Below are 14,644 nucleotides of genomic sequence, written 5' to 3' on the forward strand. Positions count from 1 at the left end.
GGTCAACCGGCCGCCGGTGCGGCCCGGTCCGCGCCGGTCAGCCCGGCGACGAGCAGCAGGTACGCGGCCAACTCCACCGCCACCGTCAACGCCGCCACCGGTTGCGGCATCGCCAAGGTGGGCGGGATGGCGTACCAGGCGAACAGGGCGGTGCCGTCAGCCGAGACCGGCAGGTGCACGGCCTCGATGCCCGCGTCGAGCAGCGGCAACGCGAGCACCGCCAGCAGTGCCGCGCCGGTCGCGGCGAGCCGTCGGCCCCGCCCGGCCAGCAGCACGGCGAGCGCCAGCGCGGCGAGTGCGAGCGCCAGCGGCGGCAGCACCGCGAGGACGAGCGCGGGCACGACGTCGGCCTGGTCGTACCCCGAACCGTCCACCCGGGTCAGCGTGGTCTCGGTGCGGATCTCCAGGCCCGGGGTGACGGCGGCGACGGCGACGCCGATGTCGGTGACCCGGACTGCCGCGTACCCGACGACGGGTGCGGCGGCGACCGCGGCGGCGATCAGGTGCCGGCGCCGTCCACGGCCCCGGTACGCGACCAGCAGCACCGCCACCGCGACAAGCGCCGCCCAGCTCCCGGCGAGCGCCGCGTCGAAGCCGGCCGTCCGGTCGACGGCGCTGTCGCCGCTGCCGTACACCGTCCAGCCGAAGTCCCCGGTGCCCGGCCCGGCCGGCATGGTGCGGACCGCGTCCACGATCAGCGGTGCGAGCGCCGCCGGCACCGCCCAGCGCGGGGCGGGCAGTCCGGCGGCGACGGCGTACGCCAGCAGCAGCGCCAGGCTCAGCACCTCCGCGCCGCGCCAGAGCGGTGCGGCCACCAGGACGCCGACGACGTGGGCGACGGCGGCCACGGCCGCAGGGATCAGCAGCAGCGGAGCACGACGCACCGGCGGATCCTTTCACGGCACACCGGGCCGCCACCGCCCCGTGATCGTCAGCTGCCGGCCGGCACCTGGTCCTTGATGTCGTCGTACCCGGCCGCGCCCGGCGCCGGCGCCGGGGTGTAGATCACCCGGATCACGCCGGTCGGGTACGCCTCCGTCGCGGCCACCCGCAGGTGGTACGGCGCGTCGCCCTCGTCGAACAGCCGGCGGCCCTTGCGGGCGGCGACCGGGTGCACCAGCAGCCGCAGCTCGTCCACCAGGCCCGCGGCGAGCAGTTGCTGCACCACCGAGATCGAGCCGGGAATGAGGATGCCCTTGATGCCGGCGTCGGCCTTGAGCGCGCGCACGGCGTCGGTCAGGTCGCCCTGGATCAGCTCCGAGTTGCGCCAGGAGAACTCCAGCGGCTGGCGGGACACGACGACCTTGCGCATGTCGCCGAGCTGCTTGGCGAACGGCGCGTCCTCACCGCCGGCCGCCTCCCGGTCCGGCCAGGCGCCGGCGAAGCTGTCGTACGTCTCCCGGCCGATCAGCAGCACGTCGGAGGTGTTGTAGTCCTCGGTGACGGCGCGGCCCATGTTGTCGTCGAAGTACGGGAAGTGCCAGTCGGGGTCGATCTCGGCGACACCGTCGGCCGAGATGAACAGCGTGGAGATGACTTTGGCCATCGCGGTGCTCCCTACCTGTCTGTCTGGGATGTCGAAGGGTGGACCGCCGAGGCTTCGCGAACTCATCGCACCCGCTGTCGATTCTGCTGCCGAAACCCGATGGCCGGTCGCGGCGCGCCGCCGGTACGGTGCCATGACCGTGGCAGAAGGGGTGCGTGGTGACGGAGACGACGACGCTGTGGCGCCCGACCGGCCCACGGGAGCTCGACCTCGTCCGCGCCTCCGGCTGGCGGGCCTGGCCGCCGCGGCTGCCGGACCAGCCGATCTTCTACCCGGTGCTCAACGAGCAGTACGCCGTCATGATCGCCCGGGACTGGAACGTGCCGGCGTCCGGCGCCGGCTACGTGACGCGCTTCCACGTCGAGCGCGCGTTCGCCGCCCGCTACCCGGTCCGGCAGGTGGGTGGCCGGGACATCCTGGAGCTGTGGGTGCCGGCCGAGGAGCTCGACGAGTTCAACCGGCACATCGTCGGGCCGATCGAGGTGGTCCACGAGTTCCGGGCGGAGAACCGGCCGGCCTGACCGACGCCGGGCGGGCGGTCGTACCCGCCCGGCGCCGCGGTCCGCGGGTCAGCCCGGGGTGAGGACGCAGAACTCGTTGCCCTCCGGGTCGACCAGCACCCGCCACGGGATGTCGGCCCCGCCCAGGTCCGCGTCGGTGGCGCCGAGCGTCCGCAGGCGGGCGGTCTCGGCGTCCAGGTCGTCCGACGGGTACGGGCGGACGTCGAGGTGGACGCGGTTCCATCCGGTCTTCGCGTCGGCGCTGCGGGCGAACCGCAGGTAGGGCCCGACGCCCTGAGCGGAGCGCAACACCGCCTGCTGGTCGGTCACCTCGTGCACGGTCCAGTCGGTGGCCCGGCCCCAGAAGCCGGCCATGGCGCGCGGGTCGGCGCAGTCGACCACCACCTCGGCGATCGGCCCGGTGTCCGCGCGCCGCGGGTCCGGCTCGCGTACGCAGAACTCGTTGCCCTCCGGGTCCGCCAGGACCGTCCACGGCACGTCGCCCTGGCCCACGTCTGCGGGGGTGGCGCCGAGCGCGGTCAGGCGCGCGACCAGCTCCGTGTGGTGCGCGGGCGAGGTGGTCGCGAGGTCGACGTGGACGCGGTTCTTCGCCGTCTTGGGCTCGGTGGAGACGACGAGGTCGACGTAGAGGGCGCGGGGGTCCGGGTAGGTGAGGCCCGCGGGTTCGAGGTTCGTCACGCCGGGTTCCTCGCTGGAGATCTCCCAGCCGAGCACCTTCGCCCAGAAATCACCGAGCGCGACCTCGTCGTGTGCCTTCATGTTGATCTGTACGAGCCGGGTTGCCATGGCGGCGATGGTAGGTGCCGCGCCGGGTCGCCGTGGTCCCGGCAGGTGGTCAGGAATCGAGAAGCGGGCGCCCACCGCCGGGCCATAGCGTTGCTGCCAGGCGGTCGGCACCACGCGGACCGCGAGTCACGAGGGGGGATCGAGATGTCCGACGGGTTCACTGCCGAGGAACGCGCCGCGATGAAGGAGCGCGCGGCCGAGCTGCGCGCCGAGGGCAGGAAGGGCGCGAAGAAGGCCGACGACCTGCAGGCGGTGCTCGACCGGATCGCGCAGATGGCGCCGGAGGACCGCGAGCTGGCCGAGCGCGTGCACATGACGATCATGTCCGCCGCGCCGGAGCTGGCGCCGAAGACCTGGTACGGCATGCCCGCGTACGCCAACGCCGCCGGCAAGATCGTCGTGTTCTTCCAGGACGCGGGGAAGTTCAAGTACCGCTACTCGACGGTGGGCTTCCAGGAGGCGGCGAACCTCGACGACGGCGACATGTGGCCGGCGTCGTTCGCGCTGGTGCGGTGGAGCCCGGAGGTGGAGAAGAAGCTCGCCGAGCTGGTGCGTACCGCCGTGTCCTGACCGTGCCGTCAGGCGGACGGCGCGGCGCCGAGGGCGAGCGCGGCGGCGTCGCGGGCGCAGCCCCAGGACAGCATCACGCCGTTGCCCGCGTGGCCGTAGTTGTGCACGACGAGCGCGTCGCCGCGCCGCTGCGCCGCCACGCGCGGCGCCGCCCGGCCGGGACGCAGCCCGACTGTGTGTTCGAGGACCTCGGCGGCGGCCAGGGCGGGTTCGATCGCGACGCACCGGGCGAGGACGTCGGCCTCCTCGGCCGGATCGGGGGTGGTGTCGTCGCTGCGTCGCTGGCCGCCGCCGAGCACCACGTGGTCGCCGTGCGGGAAGATCGACGCCCAGGCCGGCGCCATCGGCGCCTCCATGAAGAACCGTTCCAGGCCGGGGTTGCGCACCACGATCCGGGGGCCGCGCACCGGGTACAGGCCGGTGTCGCCGGTCAGGGCCCGCGCCGCCAACCCGGCGCAGTTGACCACCACCGGGGCCAGCGTCGCCGCCTCGTCCAGCGAGCCGACCGGCTCCTGGCGCACCTCGCCGCCGCCGTCGCGGAGTCGCTCCAGGAGGTACGCGAGGTAGACCGGCATGTCGACCAGCGGCAGGCGGACGGTGAACGCGGTGCCGAAGCCGGCCGGCCGCTCGTCGTCGCCGAGCTGCCGGAAGCCCGGCGTCTGCTCGGCGTACGGGGGCGTCGCCCCGGCCGGCCGGGCGGCGAGCGTGCCGTCGCGCCACACCACGCCCGGCATGGGCTCGGCGCCGAGCACCCGCAGCGTCTCGTCGGTCCAGGCGCGTTGCGGGTCGCCGGGTGGCGACAGGTTCGGGCCGACGAGCGCCGACGCCAGCGCCGAGGTGGTGCGGACGGGCGGCGCCGCCGTGCGGACGAGCACCCGGGCGCCGCTCTCGGCCAGCCGGATGCCGGTGCTGAGCCCGCTCACGCCGGCTCCGAGGACGACGACGTCCGGATGTGCGGTCATGGCGGGCCCCCATCGCGTCGCGGCTGCGGTCGCCCGCCCATTCTGCCCGGCGATCCCGCTCCCGTTTGTCCCGTCCGGCCGCCGTCAGTCGCTCAGCGCTGCCAGGAGTCGAGGCCGCGGACCGCGGCGGCGGCGATGTCGTCGGACAGGCCGGGGTCGTTGCTGGTGCCCTCCCAGCCCTGGTCGTGCACGACGGTGACCGCGTCGGCGACCCGGATCACGATGATCTGGCTGGTGGCCTGCCCTTCGGCCGGGCTGCCGTCGAGGCCGGTAGCCGGTCGCGTCACCGTCACCAGCAGGGCTTCGTCGCCGGTCCGGGCCATCGGCTCGGACCGGACGGTGACGGTGCCGCCCGACTCCTGGAACGACCGGCAGGACTCCATCGCCCCGCGGACCCGGCGCAGGTAGTCGGCGGCGCCGGTGCCCTCGAACGCGAAGACGGTCTGGTGCAGCGTGCCGAAGGGGACGTTCTCCGGCGGGTCCGTCGGCTTCTTGTAGGCGCTCGTCATGGCGGCGCTCGCGGTGACCGACCGTCCGCCGCTGCGGAACTCCTGGTCGCACAACTCGGGCAGCGCGTCGGTGACCTCCATCGGCTGCGCCTCGGTCTTGCGCAGCTCCGGCGGCAGGTCGGCGAAAGCGGACGTCGGGATCGTCACGCGCCCGCCGGACGACTGCGACGTCTCCGGCGTCGCGGGGGCGGTGGCCGAGGTCGCGCTCGGGTCCGCGGCGCCGCCGTCGTCCCCACCGCCGTCGCCGCACGCGCTGGCCAGCAGCGCGGTGACGAGCAGGGGTACGCCAAGCATCCGCCTACGGCGACTCGGTGTCCTCATGTCGACCTCCGTCCCGTGCCCGTCCCGACGACGTTCCCGATGCCACGCCGCCCGAAACGGCGTCAGTCCCCTGCTCCCCCAACTGCCGGGCGCCCCGTGGCGTTCCGGCGCGCAGCCACCTCTTGACATGTCGTTAGGCACCTGACAATGTTGTCAGGTGCCTAACGACATGAACGCCTACGAGCTGGCCGCTCCGGGCGTCTGGGCGAAGAAATACTTCCTCGCCAGCCGGGCCCTGATGGAGTCCGTGCTGCGCCCCTACGATCTCGGGAACACCCAGTGGTACGTGTTGTACCGGCTGAGTGAGGGCCGGCCGGTCGGCCAGCGCACCCTCACCCGCGAACTGGAGGTCGAACGGGCGACCCTCAGCGCGGTGATCGCGGCGCTCGTCCGCAAAGGCCTGATCGAACAGGTGCCCGACCCGGACGACCAGCGTCAGAAACAGCTGCACATCACGCCGGCCGGCGTGAACCTGTGGAACTCGCTCCCCGATCCGATGGCGTTGATCGCGGAGGTCGCCTTCGGCGGGGTCGACCCCGCGGACATCGAGACCATGAATCGCGTCCTCAGCGGCGCGACCAGACGACTGATCGACTACCGGAAGGAGCACGGGTCATGACCGTTCTCGTGACCGGCGGAACGGGCCTGGTCGGCCCCCGCCTGCTCGGGCGACTCACCGCGGCGGGTGTCGAGTGCCGCACCCTCGTCCGTCCCGGAAAAGCAGTGCCCGACGGCGTACGGCGCGTCGAGGGTGACGTCCTCAGCCCCGAATCCCTGCCGGCAGCCGTGGAAGCCGTCACCGCGGTCATCCACCTGGCCGCCGTCTTCCGCACCCGCGACGACGAGCAGATCTGGGCCGTCAACCGTGACGGCACCCGCAACCTGATCGCCGCCGTCGAGAAGCACGCGCCGCAGGCCCGGTTCCTGCTGGCCAGCACCTCCCACGTCTACGGCGCCGACAGCACGCACCCCGGGCGTGAGGACGACCCCGTCGCGCCGACGCTGGCCTACCCCGCCAGCAAGATCGAAGCCGAGCAGCTGCTTCGCGCCAGCGGGCTCACCTGGGGCATCCTGCGCCTTCCCTTCATCTACGGCGACCGGGACGGGCACCTCGAATCGTTGCCCGAACTCGCGGCCGGCATGGGGTGGCACCCGGCACAGAGGCTGAGCGTCTGCCACCACGCCGACATCGCCACGGCGTTCGCACTGGCCCTCACGGGCGCGTTCGACAACCGCACCGTCAACATCGCCGACGAGTCGCCCCTGAGCATCTACGAGATGTCCCAGCTCGTCGGCTACCCCTACGGCTCCTCCGCCGAACCGCTCCGTCAGCCGTGGCGGGGGCAGATGGACGTCAGCCTCGCCCGCAGCCTCGGCTTCACACCGACGATCAGCACCATCTACGAGGCCGTCCGCAGCGGCGCGCTCTGACCCGGCGCCAGCATAAACAAAGGGTTGTTTGCGCAAACGTGTATTTGCGCTAACGTGAGGGCATGCGCTCCGATCCGGACCTCGATCTCGCCTTCGCCGCGCTCGGCGACCCGGTCCGCCGCGCCCTGGTGACCCGCCTCGCGCGCGGGGAGGCCACCGTGGGCGAGCTGGGTGAGCCGTTCGACCTGACGCCGCAGGCGATCTCCCACCACGTCGGCGTGCTGCGCCGGTGCGGCCTGGTCGAGCAGCGGCGGGAGGGCACCCGGCGACCCTGCCGGCTGCGCGTCGACCAGCTCACCCGGCTCGGCTCGTGGATCGACGAGCAACGCCGCGCCTGGGACGACCGTCTCGACGCGCTGGAGACGCACCTCTCCGACCCGGAGGCGACCCGGTGAGGACGCGCGTCGAACGGCACGGCGACGAGCTGATCGCCCGGCGGCACCTGCCCGCCGCGCCGGACCGGGTCTGGGCGGCCTTCACCTCGCCGGCGAGCATCGCCGCGTTCTGGGGCGGGTCGCACGCCAGCGTGCCGCCGGACTCGGTCACCGTCGACCTGCGGCCGGGCGGGGAGTTCGCCCTCGACACACGCGCGCCGGACGGCCGGACCGGGCGGCTCCGGTTCGTCTACGTCAGCGTGGACCCGCCGCGCGAGCTGGTCTTCGACGAGCCGGTCTCCGGCCTGCGTACGACCGTCACGCTCCGGCCCGCGCGCGACGGCACCGACCTGACGGTGCACCAGCGCAAGCTTCCGCCCGAGTTGCGTACCGACCAGGCCGCGGACGGGCTCGCCTCGATCCTCGACGCGCTCGCCGCCCACCTCCGACACCACGACGATGGAGACGACAGTGCCCCGAGCAACCCAGCGTGACCTGGTCGCGGAATACTTCGCCGGCTTCCGGGCGAGCGACCACGAGCGCATCCTCGCCACCCTCACCGACGACGTGGAGTGGGTCATCCACGGCCACCGCACCACCCGCGGCCGGGCCGAGTTCGACGGCGAGATCGAGAACCCCGCGTTCACCGGCAGTCCACGGCTCGACGTCGAGCGCGTGATCGAGGACGGGCCGGTCGTCGTGGTCACCGGCGAGGGCCGGGGCGCCACCGTGGCGCACGGGCCGTTCCGCTTCGCCTTCAACGACCTGTTCACGTTCCGGGACGGGCTCATCGCCCGCGTCGACTCCTACGTCGTCCCGCTGCCCGGGGCGTGAGCGCCGCCTGACGCCCCGGTGAAGGCCCGCCGGTACGCCGACGGCGAGGTCCGCATCGCGGCGGTGAAGTGGTGCCGGAACGTCACCGCCGTCTCGAACCCCACAGTGGCGGCGACCTCCTCGATCGGCGCGCTCGTCGTCTCCAGCAGCGGCAGGCTGGCCTGGACGCGCCGGTCGATCAGCCAGCGGATCGGCGTGGTGCCGGTGGCCCGCGCGAAGTGCCGCAGGTACGTGCGGGGCGACATGTGCGCCTGCCCGGCCAGCCGGGCCACGGTGATCTCGGCGGTCAGGTTCGCCAGCGCCCACGACATGCTCGCGGCAAGCCGGTCGTCGCTGGGGTCGGCCGGGACCGGCGCCTCGACGAACTGCGCCTGGCCGCCGTCGCGGTGCGGCGGTACGACCAGCCGGCGGGCGACCGCGTTGGCGATCGTCGGGCCGTGGTCGCGGCGTACCAGGTGGACGCAGAGGTCGAGACCGGCCGCGCTGCCGGCGCCGGTGAGGACGTCCCCGTGGTCCACGTACAGCACGTCCGGGTCGACGCGTACCGCCGGGTGCCGCCGGGCGAGCAGGTCGGCGTACCGCCAGTGGGTGGTGGCCCGGCGGCCGTCGAGCAGGCCCGCGCCGGCCAGGGCGAACGCGCCCGAGCAGATCGACACGATCCGGGCGCCGCGCCGGTGCGCGGCACGCAACGCGGCAGTCAGCCGGGGCGACGGGTCGGCGTGCACGTCGGCGACGCCGGGCACGATCAGCGTGCCGGCGCCGGCGAACACGTCGAGGCCGTGGTCGGTGTGCAGCGTGGCGCCGCCGACCAGCCGCACCGCGCCGGGTGCCTCCGCGCAGACGGTCAGCTCGTACCAGGGCACGTCGAACTCCGGGCGGGGCAGGCCGAAGACCTCGGTGACGATCCCGGTCTCGAACACCGACATGCCCTCGTACGCCAGCACCGCCACAGTGGCACGGTTCATGGCGGGATGTTAGCGAAGGGCGGCGCTCACGCCACTGGGGCGGCCGGACGGCGGTCGGCACGATGGGTGCCATGTCGAACGTCCTGCGCATTCCCGCCGCCCGCCCCGCCGACGCCGTCGCCCACTACGCGGCCCGGCTCTCCTTCCAGGCCGACGTCAGCGACGTGCACGCCGATCTGGAAGCGGGCGTGACCGGCCTGGTCGTGGTCGACTCGCGCAGCCTCGCGGCGTGGCGGCAGGGGCACATCCCCGGCGCCGTCCACCTGCCCACCGCGCAGATCGCCGACCGGGCCGCCGAGCTGATCCCGGCGGACGCCACAGTGGTCACCTACTGCTGGGGACCGGGCTGCGACGGCGCCACCCGTGCGGCGCTGGAGTTCGCCCGGCTCGGCCGGCCGGTCAAGGAGATGATCGGCGGATACGAGTACTGGGTGCGGGAGGGCTTCCCGGTACGCACCGACGCGGGGCTCGTCCGCCGGCCCGCCGACGACCTCACCGCGCCGGCCGGGGCGTCGTGCGGCTGCTGAGGGCGTGTCGGTTCCGTACAAGACACCGGGTGGCGGGCGTTCCTAGCATTGCCGCATGCGTGATCTTGTCTACACCGGATTCATGTCGCTCGACGGCGTGGTGGACTCCCCCGGCGGCGGCCCGGGCGAGGACCACCGCAGCGGCGGCTGGGTCGTCAAGGACGTCGAGTTCCTGCCCGAGGCGTTCTCCCTCAAGGGCGAGGAACTGGCGCAGACCACGGCGCTGATGTTCGGCCGGCGCAGCTACGAGGCGTTCGCGCCGACCTGGCGCGACTCCGAGGACCACGCCGCCTACCGGGACCTGCCGAAGTACGTGGTGTCGTCCAGCCTGCCCGACGACGCGCTGGTCGACGGCTGGGGACCGACGACGATCCTGCGCTCCACCGCCGACGTGGCCGCGCTCAAGCAGGGCGACGGCGGCGACATCTTCATCCACGGCAGCGCGGAACTCGCCCGCCGTCTCGCCGAGGCGGACCTGATCGAGCGGTACCACCTGCTCGTCTTCCCGGTGCTGCTCGGCGCCGGCAAGGGCCTGTTCACCCGGGCGGACCGGGACCGGCAGACGCTGCGGCTGCGCGACAGCGCCGCCTACCCCAACGGCGTCGTCAAGCTGATCTACGACGTGACCCGCTGAGCCGGGTCCAGCGCGATCGCGCCACCGGCGCCCGCGCGCAGCTCACCGGCCGTCCGTCCGACGTACCGGCGCAGCGCGCGGGCCAGGTGCGGCTCGTCCACGTACCCGAAGGTGGTGACCGCGTCGGCGGGCGGGCCGCCCGCGGCCAGCAGCACGGCGGCCCGGCGCGCTCGGTCGATCTGCCGCACCGCGCCCCGGGTCAGCCCGGTCGCCGCCCGGAAGCGGCGTTCGAGGGTACGCGGTGACGCCGGTGGACGGCCGCCGCGCAGGGTCTCGGTGACGAGCGGGTCGCGGACCACCACGCCGGCCCGGACCAGCCGCTCGACCAGGGCCTCGGCGTCGTCCGGGCCGGGTGTCTCCCACCAACCGCCGTCGAGGCGGAACGTCCGGCGGCTCACGTCGGGCAGCTCGGCGCCGCTGTCCACAAGCTCAGGCGTGGGTACGAGCCGCAGCGAGGTGCCGACCGCGAACTCGATACCGACGAAGCTCGCACCCTCGGGAACCGGCGCGGCGCCGGTGGCGGTCTCGGGGCCGGAGACGGCCGCGTAGGAGCGCCCGTCGCGCTGCCAGAACACGAGCCCCCAGCACGGCGTCGCCACCGAGGTCATCTCGTCGACCCGGTCGCTGACGCAGGTCCACACGGTGTCGATCCAGGCCGAGTCGGACGCGCGCGTGGTGAACCGCAGCTCCACGGCAGGAGCATACGGCGACGGTCAGCGGGCCGGGGTCTCGTCCCGGGCGGGGTAGCCGAGGATCTCGGCGAGGTCACCGGCGGCGGCCGTGTACGCGGCGTAGATGTCGTCGTCGAAGTGGTTACGCCAGTCGCCGGACGCGCCCTTGCGGTAGTGGGAGATCCGCCCGGGGGTCTCCTTCGACTTCTTCATCTTGGTGAAGCTGTAGCGGGCCAGCAGGGCCTCCAGCTCGGTCGGCGGCAGCGTGATCCCACAGTGCCGCAGAAGCTGGTCGACCTCTTCGGTCTGCCGCTCGCCGGTCAGGTCCTCGTAGCGGAACAGCCGGAACGTCTCGTCGCTCGGCGCGACCGCCCAGGACCGCATCTGCCCGAACTGCTTCTTGTCGCGCAGCCGGTCGATGACGTAGAGCATTCCCTCCTTCTTCGGCAGTTCCTGGAGGGCCTTGCGCGCCTGGGGGATGTCGCCCATCGGGGCGTGCGAGTTGCGCAGCGAGAAGTAGCTGGACACGACCACGTCGCGCGGGTCGCGGATCACGAAGAACGCGCGGTAGCTGCCGGCCTTGGGCACCGCCTCGAACCGCTTGTGGGAGAGGAAGATGGCCAGGCCGATGCGGCCGGCGGGCACCGGCGCGGTCGCGCCGCCGGAGTAGAAGCGCGGGTCGTAGGGCAGCAGCCCGCAGTGGCGGTAGACAGCCGGGTCACTGAACAACGCCTTGATCCACTGGCTGCCGGTCTTGCGGACGGTGCAGTGGAAGATGTTGTCGAACTCGCTGCGGGCCGCCACCGGAACGGTGAGTCGCATACGGGCGTTGCGCGCTTCCATCTGCGCCCGCCGGGCCTTGACGCGCAGAGAATTCGGCGAATTGTGCTTGGCGAATTCAACGGCCCGATTAATCATTTCCCAACCTCATCCGGACCCCGCGGAGCAGGGGCAGCACGAACACCTTTCCGCACGTCACGCAGGTGAAATCCGCAGACCTCGCCTGCTCCGCCCCGCGCCCCGACGCGCCGCTAGGAATATCCCCGACGGTCCGATTAATGTCAATCCCGGCCACCTGGGAGAACGCTGAAAATCTACAATTTCTCTAGGAATTGCGGAATAAGGGCGAGGGTCAGGTCGCGGCGCGCAACACGTCCGCCATCGTCTGCTCATCGCGACGGCGGCCCGACCCGGCGGTCCTCGCCGGGCGCGGCGACCTGGCCGGGCGGGCTGTTCGCGGTGACGCTCGTGGCGCACGGGTCGGAGTTCGGCTGGAGGACGCCGTGGCGGGACCTGCTGATCGGGTTGCGCCGCCATCCGGACGCGGACGTGCGGGAGGCGGCGTACACGCTCGACATGAGCTGACCAGGCCGGACGTCGCCCTATGCTCGGGGCGTGACGCTTCAGCGGATGGACCACGTCAGCGTCGTGGTGGACGACCTGCCGGCCGCGATCGCCTTCTTCACCGAACTCGGCATGGAGGTGGAGGGCGAGATGCCGGTCGAGGGGGCCTGGGTGGACCGGGTCAACGGCATGGACGGCGTGCGTGTCGACATCGCGATGATGCGCACCCCGGACGGCCACGGCAAGCTCGAACTGACGCGGTTCCGGGCGCCGGCACTCGTCGCCGCCGAACCGCCGGCCGCGCCGCCGAACACGCTCGGCCTGCGGTCAGTCATGTTCGCCGTCGACGACGTCGACGACACGGTGGCCCGGCTGCGGGCCCACGGCGGTGAGCTGATCGGTGAGGTGGCGGACTACGGGGACGTCTACCGGCTGTGCTACCTGCGCGGCCCGGCGGGCGTCATCGTGGCGCTGGCCGAGCAGCTGAGCTGACGCCTACCGCGCGTCGACCGCGGCCAGCACTGTCATCGCCTCGCGTTCGCGTACGGCCAGGTCGGCCAGGACCGCCGACGCGCGGGCCAGGTGGCCGGCGTCGCCGGTCCGCCCGGCGGTGGCGATGTGGTCGGCGACGGCGGTCCACAGCGGCGCGATGTCGGCGTACATCAGCTGCGCCCGGCGCAGGTGGGCGTCGCCGGTGACGGTGGCGGCCTCGGCGAGGAAGTCCCGGTACATGGCGCGGAACAGCGCGCCGCCGGTGCCGCCGCGTTCCATCAGCGTCGCGGCGAGCGGCAGGTCACGTGCCGGGTCGGCGGCGCGGTCCAGCCAGCGGGTCACCCGGGCGGCGGCGGTGGCGATCCCCCGGTGGCCGAGGTTGGCGATCGGCGGGTCGAGGAACGCCCCGGCGTTGGCGCGAACCGCCGCGCGGATCGCCGTGCCCAGGTCCGGCGGACCGCCGGGCGCGGTGAGCGTGTACGACAGGTGGCGCGCGGTCATCGGCCCCCGCGCGGCACGGGCCCGGGCCAGGCTGTCCAGCGTGGTGGTCACCGCGCCGCCCTGCTGGGCGGTGTCGACCAGGTGGGCGTGGGTGTCGTCGTAGCCGTACATCGCGACGGTGTGCCCACCGAAGTGGACCCGGGTGGTGAAGTAGTCCAGGTGGTACGAGTCCAGTTGCAGGCCGACCGGCTGCCCGGCGTCCAGCGCGTCGGTGACGTCGCGCCACGCCTTCGCCGCCGACGTCGTCTCCCGTACCCGAAGGTTCAGGCCGAGGCGGTGGGCGGCGGCGCGGGTCACGCACAGCGGCTTGGTGCGCCCGCCGAGGAACGGCACGTCCATGCTCTTGGCGTCCCAGTAGACGAAGCCGAGCCCCTCGCCGAGGCCGAACAGCATCGGCTCGGAGAGGTCCAGGCCCGCGTGCCGGGTCAGCACGCCGAGCGTGGTGGTCTCGCAGTGCAGTCCGGGGCGCGGCGTCACGTCGTCGAGGATCACGTCGCCTCCTGTTCCGCCGGCTCGGCTGCGGCGTTCGGGGCGGGCGGGGACAGCAGCGGGCGCAACGGCCCGTCGCCGGGGACGCCGGGCATCCGGCGGGCCACCCCGGCGAGCAGGTCGGCGGCCTGGACGCGCGGGTCGTCGCGCGAGTCGGTCATCACCAGCCCGGCCAGCGGCGACGGGCCGGCCGGGTCGCCCGCGGCCAGCGCCGCCTGGAGGCGGCGGAGCCGGTCCTCGGTGAGCGCGCTCTGCTCGTCGTGGATCACCAGCACCCGCCGCCGGCCGGCGCTCCAGTGCAGGACGGTCTCGGCCAGCGCCGGCAGCAGCGGCTCCAGCGGCGGCGGGATCGTCCGGTCGCCCGCGTACAACCGGGCCTGCACCGCTGCCACCCGGGCCGGGTCGAGCGCGTCGAGGACCGCGCCGGCCCGCGTGTCGTCGACGTGGCGCCGCAGCACGTCGCGCGCGGCGAAGAACCGCTCGACGCTACGGTCGTCCGCGCGGTCCCGCCGCTTGGTGCGCAGCATCTCGACCACTGCGGCGAGGAAGGCCGCCCAGTCGGGCCCGGCCGCCCGCCCGGCCCGGTGCAGCGCCGCCGCGGCCGGACGCCGGTCACCGGCGAGGCGGGTGCCCGCCGCGTAGGACGGCTCGGCCAGCAGCAGGTCGACGACCCGGGTGGCGAGGAAGAACTCCTTGTCGACCAGGTGCACGTGGGCCCGGCCGCGTAGCGCCGCCAGGAACCACTGCACCGCCTCGGCGGCTTCGCGGCGGCGCAGGAACTGCCGGGACTTGACCTCGTCGGGCGAGAACCGGAACCCGGACCGCAGCGTACGGATCAGCTCGGCGGCTTCGTCGCGGCCCAGGTCGACGCTGGCGTGGACGATCACCGGGGTGGCCGGGTCGAGCAGGTTGGTGCCGGAGAAGCCGGACTCGTCGCAGGCGATCTCCCGCACCGCGCCGGTCAGCGCCTCGCCGGGTGGCAGCCCGCCCTGAAGCGGCAGCCTCGCACCCGTCGAACCGGCCATGCCGACATGCTCGCCGACCTGGCGCGCCGGGGCCAGCCGATTCGGCGACGCCGGGACGGGAGCAGCGCGGTCGGCGGCGTCGAGCGCCTCCCGGAACGTCTCCCGATCCACGGCGGGACCGTACGCCGCCCCACCGACAAGC

The 14,644-nt window shown here is 73.5% G+C and carries 21 protein-coding genes; 11 read left to right on the plus strand and 10 right to left on the minus strand.

Features of this window, described 5'->3' with window-relative positions:
- Window positions 1–2 precede the first annotated feature (2 nt).
- The gene (locus tag KBX43_RS16975) at window positions 3–884 is read right to left on the minus strand and encodes a hypothetical protein (protein WP_210885415.1); all 882 of its coding nucleotides are present in this window, start codon (window positions 882–884) and stop codon (window positions 3–5) included.
- A 47-nt stretch (window positions 885–931) separates the two neighbouring features.
- Window positions 932–1,546, minus strand: a complete 615-nt coding sequence (locus tag KBX43_RS16980) for a dihydrofolate reductase family protein (protein ID WP_210885417.1) — start codon at window positions 1,544–1,546, stop codon at window positions 932–934.
- Between the two features lie 158 nt (window positions 1,547–1,704).
- Here KBX43_RS16980 and KBX43_RS16985 point away from each other — a divergent pair, with 158 nt between their 5' ends.
- Window positions 1,705–2,067 (plus strand): hypothetical protein, encoded by a 363-nt coding sequence (locus KBX43_RS16985; protein WP_043325166.1) that lies wholly within the window; start codon window positions 1,705–1,707, stop codon window positions 2,065–2,067.
- A 48-nt stretch (window positions 2,068–2,115) separates the two neighbouring features.
- On the opposite strand, the gene KBX43_RS16990 is transcribed toward KBX43_RS16985, so the two are convergent.
- Entirely contained in the window at window positions 2,116–2,853 is a 738-nt protein-coding gene (locus KBX43_RS16990) for a VOC family protein (RefSeq protein ID WP_113973248.1), read from the minus strand.
- A gap of 144 nt (window positions 2,854–2,997) precedes the next feature.
- On the opposite strand from KBX43_RS16990, the gene KBX43_RS16995 reads away from it, so the two are divergent.
- Entirely contained in the window at window positions 2,998–3,423 is a 426-nt protein-coding gene (locus KBX43_RS16995) for an iron chaperone (RefSeq protein WP_043325168.1), read from the plus strand.
- Window positions 3,424–3,431: 8 nt separating this feature from the next.
- Here KBX43_RS16995 and KBX43_RS17000 read toward each other — a convergent pair whose 3' ends face one another.
- Both KBX43_RS17000 and KBX43_RS17005 read right to left on the minus strand, forming a co-directional pair.
- Window positions 3,432–4,385, minus strand: coding sequence for an FAD-dependent oxidoreductase (locus tag KBX43_RS17000; RefSeq protein WP_187693335.1), 954 nt, complete (start codon window positions 4,383–4,385; stop codon window positions 3,432–3,434).
- 92 nt (window positions 4,386–4,477) lie between these two features.
- Complete coding sequence (locus KBX43_RS17005) at window positions 4,478–5,188, minus strand: hypothetical protein (protein ID WP_210885419.1); 711 nt, start codon at window positions 5,186–5,188, stop codon at window positions 4,478–4,480.
- Window positions 5,189–5,384: 196 nt separating this feature from the next.
- Here KBX43_RS17005 and KBX43_RS17010 point away from each other — a divergent pair, with 196 nt between their 5' ends.
- The 5 genes from KBX43_RS17010 (at window position 5,385) to KBX43_RS17030 (ending at window position 7,854) form a co-directional block, all read left to right on the plus strand.
- Window positions 5,385–5,834, plus strand: coding sequence for a MarR family winged helix-turn-helix transcriptional regulator (locus KBX43_RS17010; RefSeq protein ID WP_043325171.1), 450 nt, complete (start codon window positions 5,385–5,387; stop codon window positions 5,832–5,834).
- Window positions 5,831–6,646, plus strand: a complete 816-nt coding sequence (locus KBX43_RS17015; protein ID WP_210885421.1) for an NAD(P)-dependent oxidoreductase — start codon at window positions 5,831–5,833, stop codon at window positions 6,644–6,646. The genes KBX43_RS17010 and KBX43_RS17015 overlap by 4 nt, the downstream gene beginning before the upstream one ends.
- A gap of 62 nt (window positions 6,647–6,708) precedes the next feature.
- A complete protein-coding gene (locus KBX43_RS17020) occupies window positions 6,709–7,041 on the plus strand; it encodes a helix-turn-helix transcriptional regulator (RefSeq protein WP_064447430.1) in 333 nt (110 codons plus the stop codon).
- Window positions 7,038–7,514, plus strand: coding sequence for an SRPBCC domain-containing protein (locus KBX43_RS17025; RefSeq protein ID WP_210885424.1), 477 nt, complete (start codon window positions 7,038–7,040; stop codon window positions 7,512–7,514). The genes KBX43_RS17020 and KBX43_RS17025 overlap by 4 nt, the downstream gene beginning before the upstream one ends.
- A complete protein-coding gene (locus tag KBX43_RS17030) occupies window positions 7,492–7,854 on the plus strand; it encodes a nuclear transport factor 2 family protein (protein WP_043325175.1) in 363 nt (120 codons plus the stop codon). The genes KBX43_RS17025 and KBX43_RS17030 overlap by 23 nt, the downstream gene beginning before the upstream one ends.
- Here the strand turns inward: KBX43_RS17030 and ftrA are convergent.
- A complete protein-coding gene (gene ftrA / locus KBX43_RS17035) occupies window positions 7,827–8,819 on the minus strand; it encodes a transcriptional regulator FtrA (RefSeq protein WP_210885435.1) in 993 nt (330 codons plus the stop codon). The two genes, KBX43_RS17030 and ftrA, sit on opposite strands and share 28 nt — an antisense overlap.
- A gap of 62 nt (window positions 8,820–8,881) precedes the next feature.
- On the opposite strand from ftrA, the gene KBX43_RS17040 reads away from it, so the two are divergent.
- The gene (locus tag KBX43_RS17040; RefSeq protein ID WP_043325177.1) at window positions 8,882–9,346 is read left to right on the plus strand and encodes a rhodanese-like domain-containing protein; all 465 of its coding nucleotides are present in this window, start codon (window positions 8,882–8,884) and stop codon (window positions 9,344–9,346) included.
- A gap of 55 nt (window positions 9,347–9,401) precedes the next feature.
- A complete protein-coding gene (locus KBX43_RS17045; RefSeq protein WP_064447426.1) occupies window positions 9,402–9,980 on the plus strand; it encodes a dihydrofolate reductase family protein in 579 nt (192 codons plus the stop codon).
- Here KBX43_RS17045 and KBX43_RS17050 read toward each other — a convergent pair.
- Both KBX43_RS17050 and KBX43_RS17055 read right to left on the minus strand, forming a co-directional pair.
- On the minus strand, window positions 9,962–10,672 hold the full coding sequence (locus KBX43_RS17050; protein WP_043325179.1) for a helix-turn-helix domain-containing protein: 711 nt from the start codon (window positions 10,670–10,672) through the stop codon (window positions 9,962–9,964). The genes KBX43_RS17045 and KBX43_RS17050 overlap by 19 nt on opposite strands.
- 21 nt (window positions 10,673–10,693) lie before the next feature.
- A complete protein-coding gene (locus tag KBX43_RS17055) occupies window positions 10,694–11,569 on the minus strand; it encodes a sulfotransferase domain-containing protein (protein WP_210885450.1) in 876 nt (291 codons plus the stop codon).
- Window positions 11,570–11,890: 321 nt separating this feature from the next.
- Between KBX43_RS17055 and KBX43_RS31910 the strand changes: the two genes are divergently transcribed.
- Window positions 11,891–12,016: a hypothetical protein gene (locus KBX43_RS31910; RefSeq protein WP_255358599.1), complete on the plus strand. Its 126-nt coding sequence runs from the start codon at window positions 11,891–11,893 to the stop codon at window positions 12,014–12,016.
- A 45-nt stretch (window positions 12,017–12,061) separates the two neighbouring features.
- Window positions 12,062–12,487: a VOC family protein gene (locus tag KBX43_RS17060; RefSeq protein ID WP_187693345.1), complete on the plus strand. Its 426-nt coding sequence runs from the start codon at window positions 12,062–12,064 to the stop codon at window positions 12,485–12,487.
- Window positions 12,488–12,490: 3 nt separating this feature from the next.
- Here KBX43_RS17060 and KBX43_RS17065 read toward each other — a convergent pair whose 3' ends face one another.
- Both KBX43_RS17065 and KBX43_RS17070 read right to left on the minus strand, forming a co-directional pair.
- Complete coding sequence (locus tag KBX43_RS17065) at window positions 12,491–13,480, minus strand: BtrH N-terminal domain-containing protein (protein ID WP_210885452.1); 990 nt, start codon at window positions 13,478–13,480, stop codon at window positions 12,491–12,493.
- The gene (locus KBX43_RS17070) at window positions 13,477–14,613 is read right to left on the minus strand and encodes a DUF3800 domain-containing protein (protein WP_307851544.1); all 1,137 of its coding nucleotides are present in this window, start codon (window positions 14,611–14,613) and stop codon (window positions 13,477–13,479) included. Before KBX43_RS17070 ends, KBX43_RS17065 begins: the two co-directional genes overlap by 4 nt.
- Between the last annotated feature and the right edge of the window lie 31 nt (window positions 14,614–14,644).

Source organism: Micromonospora sp. C41, assembly GCF_018070485.1.
GTDB classification, from domain to species: Bacteria; Actinomycetota; Actinomycetes; order Mycobacteriales; family Micromonosporaceae; genus Micromonospora; species Micromonospora chalcea.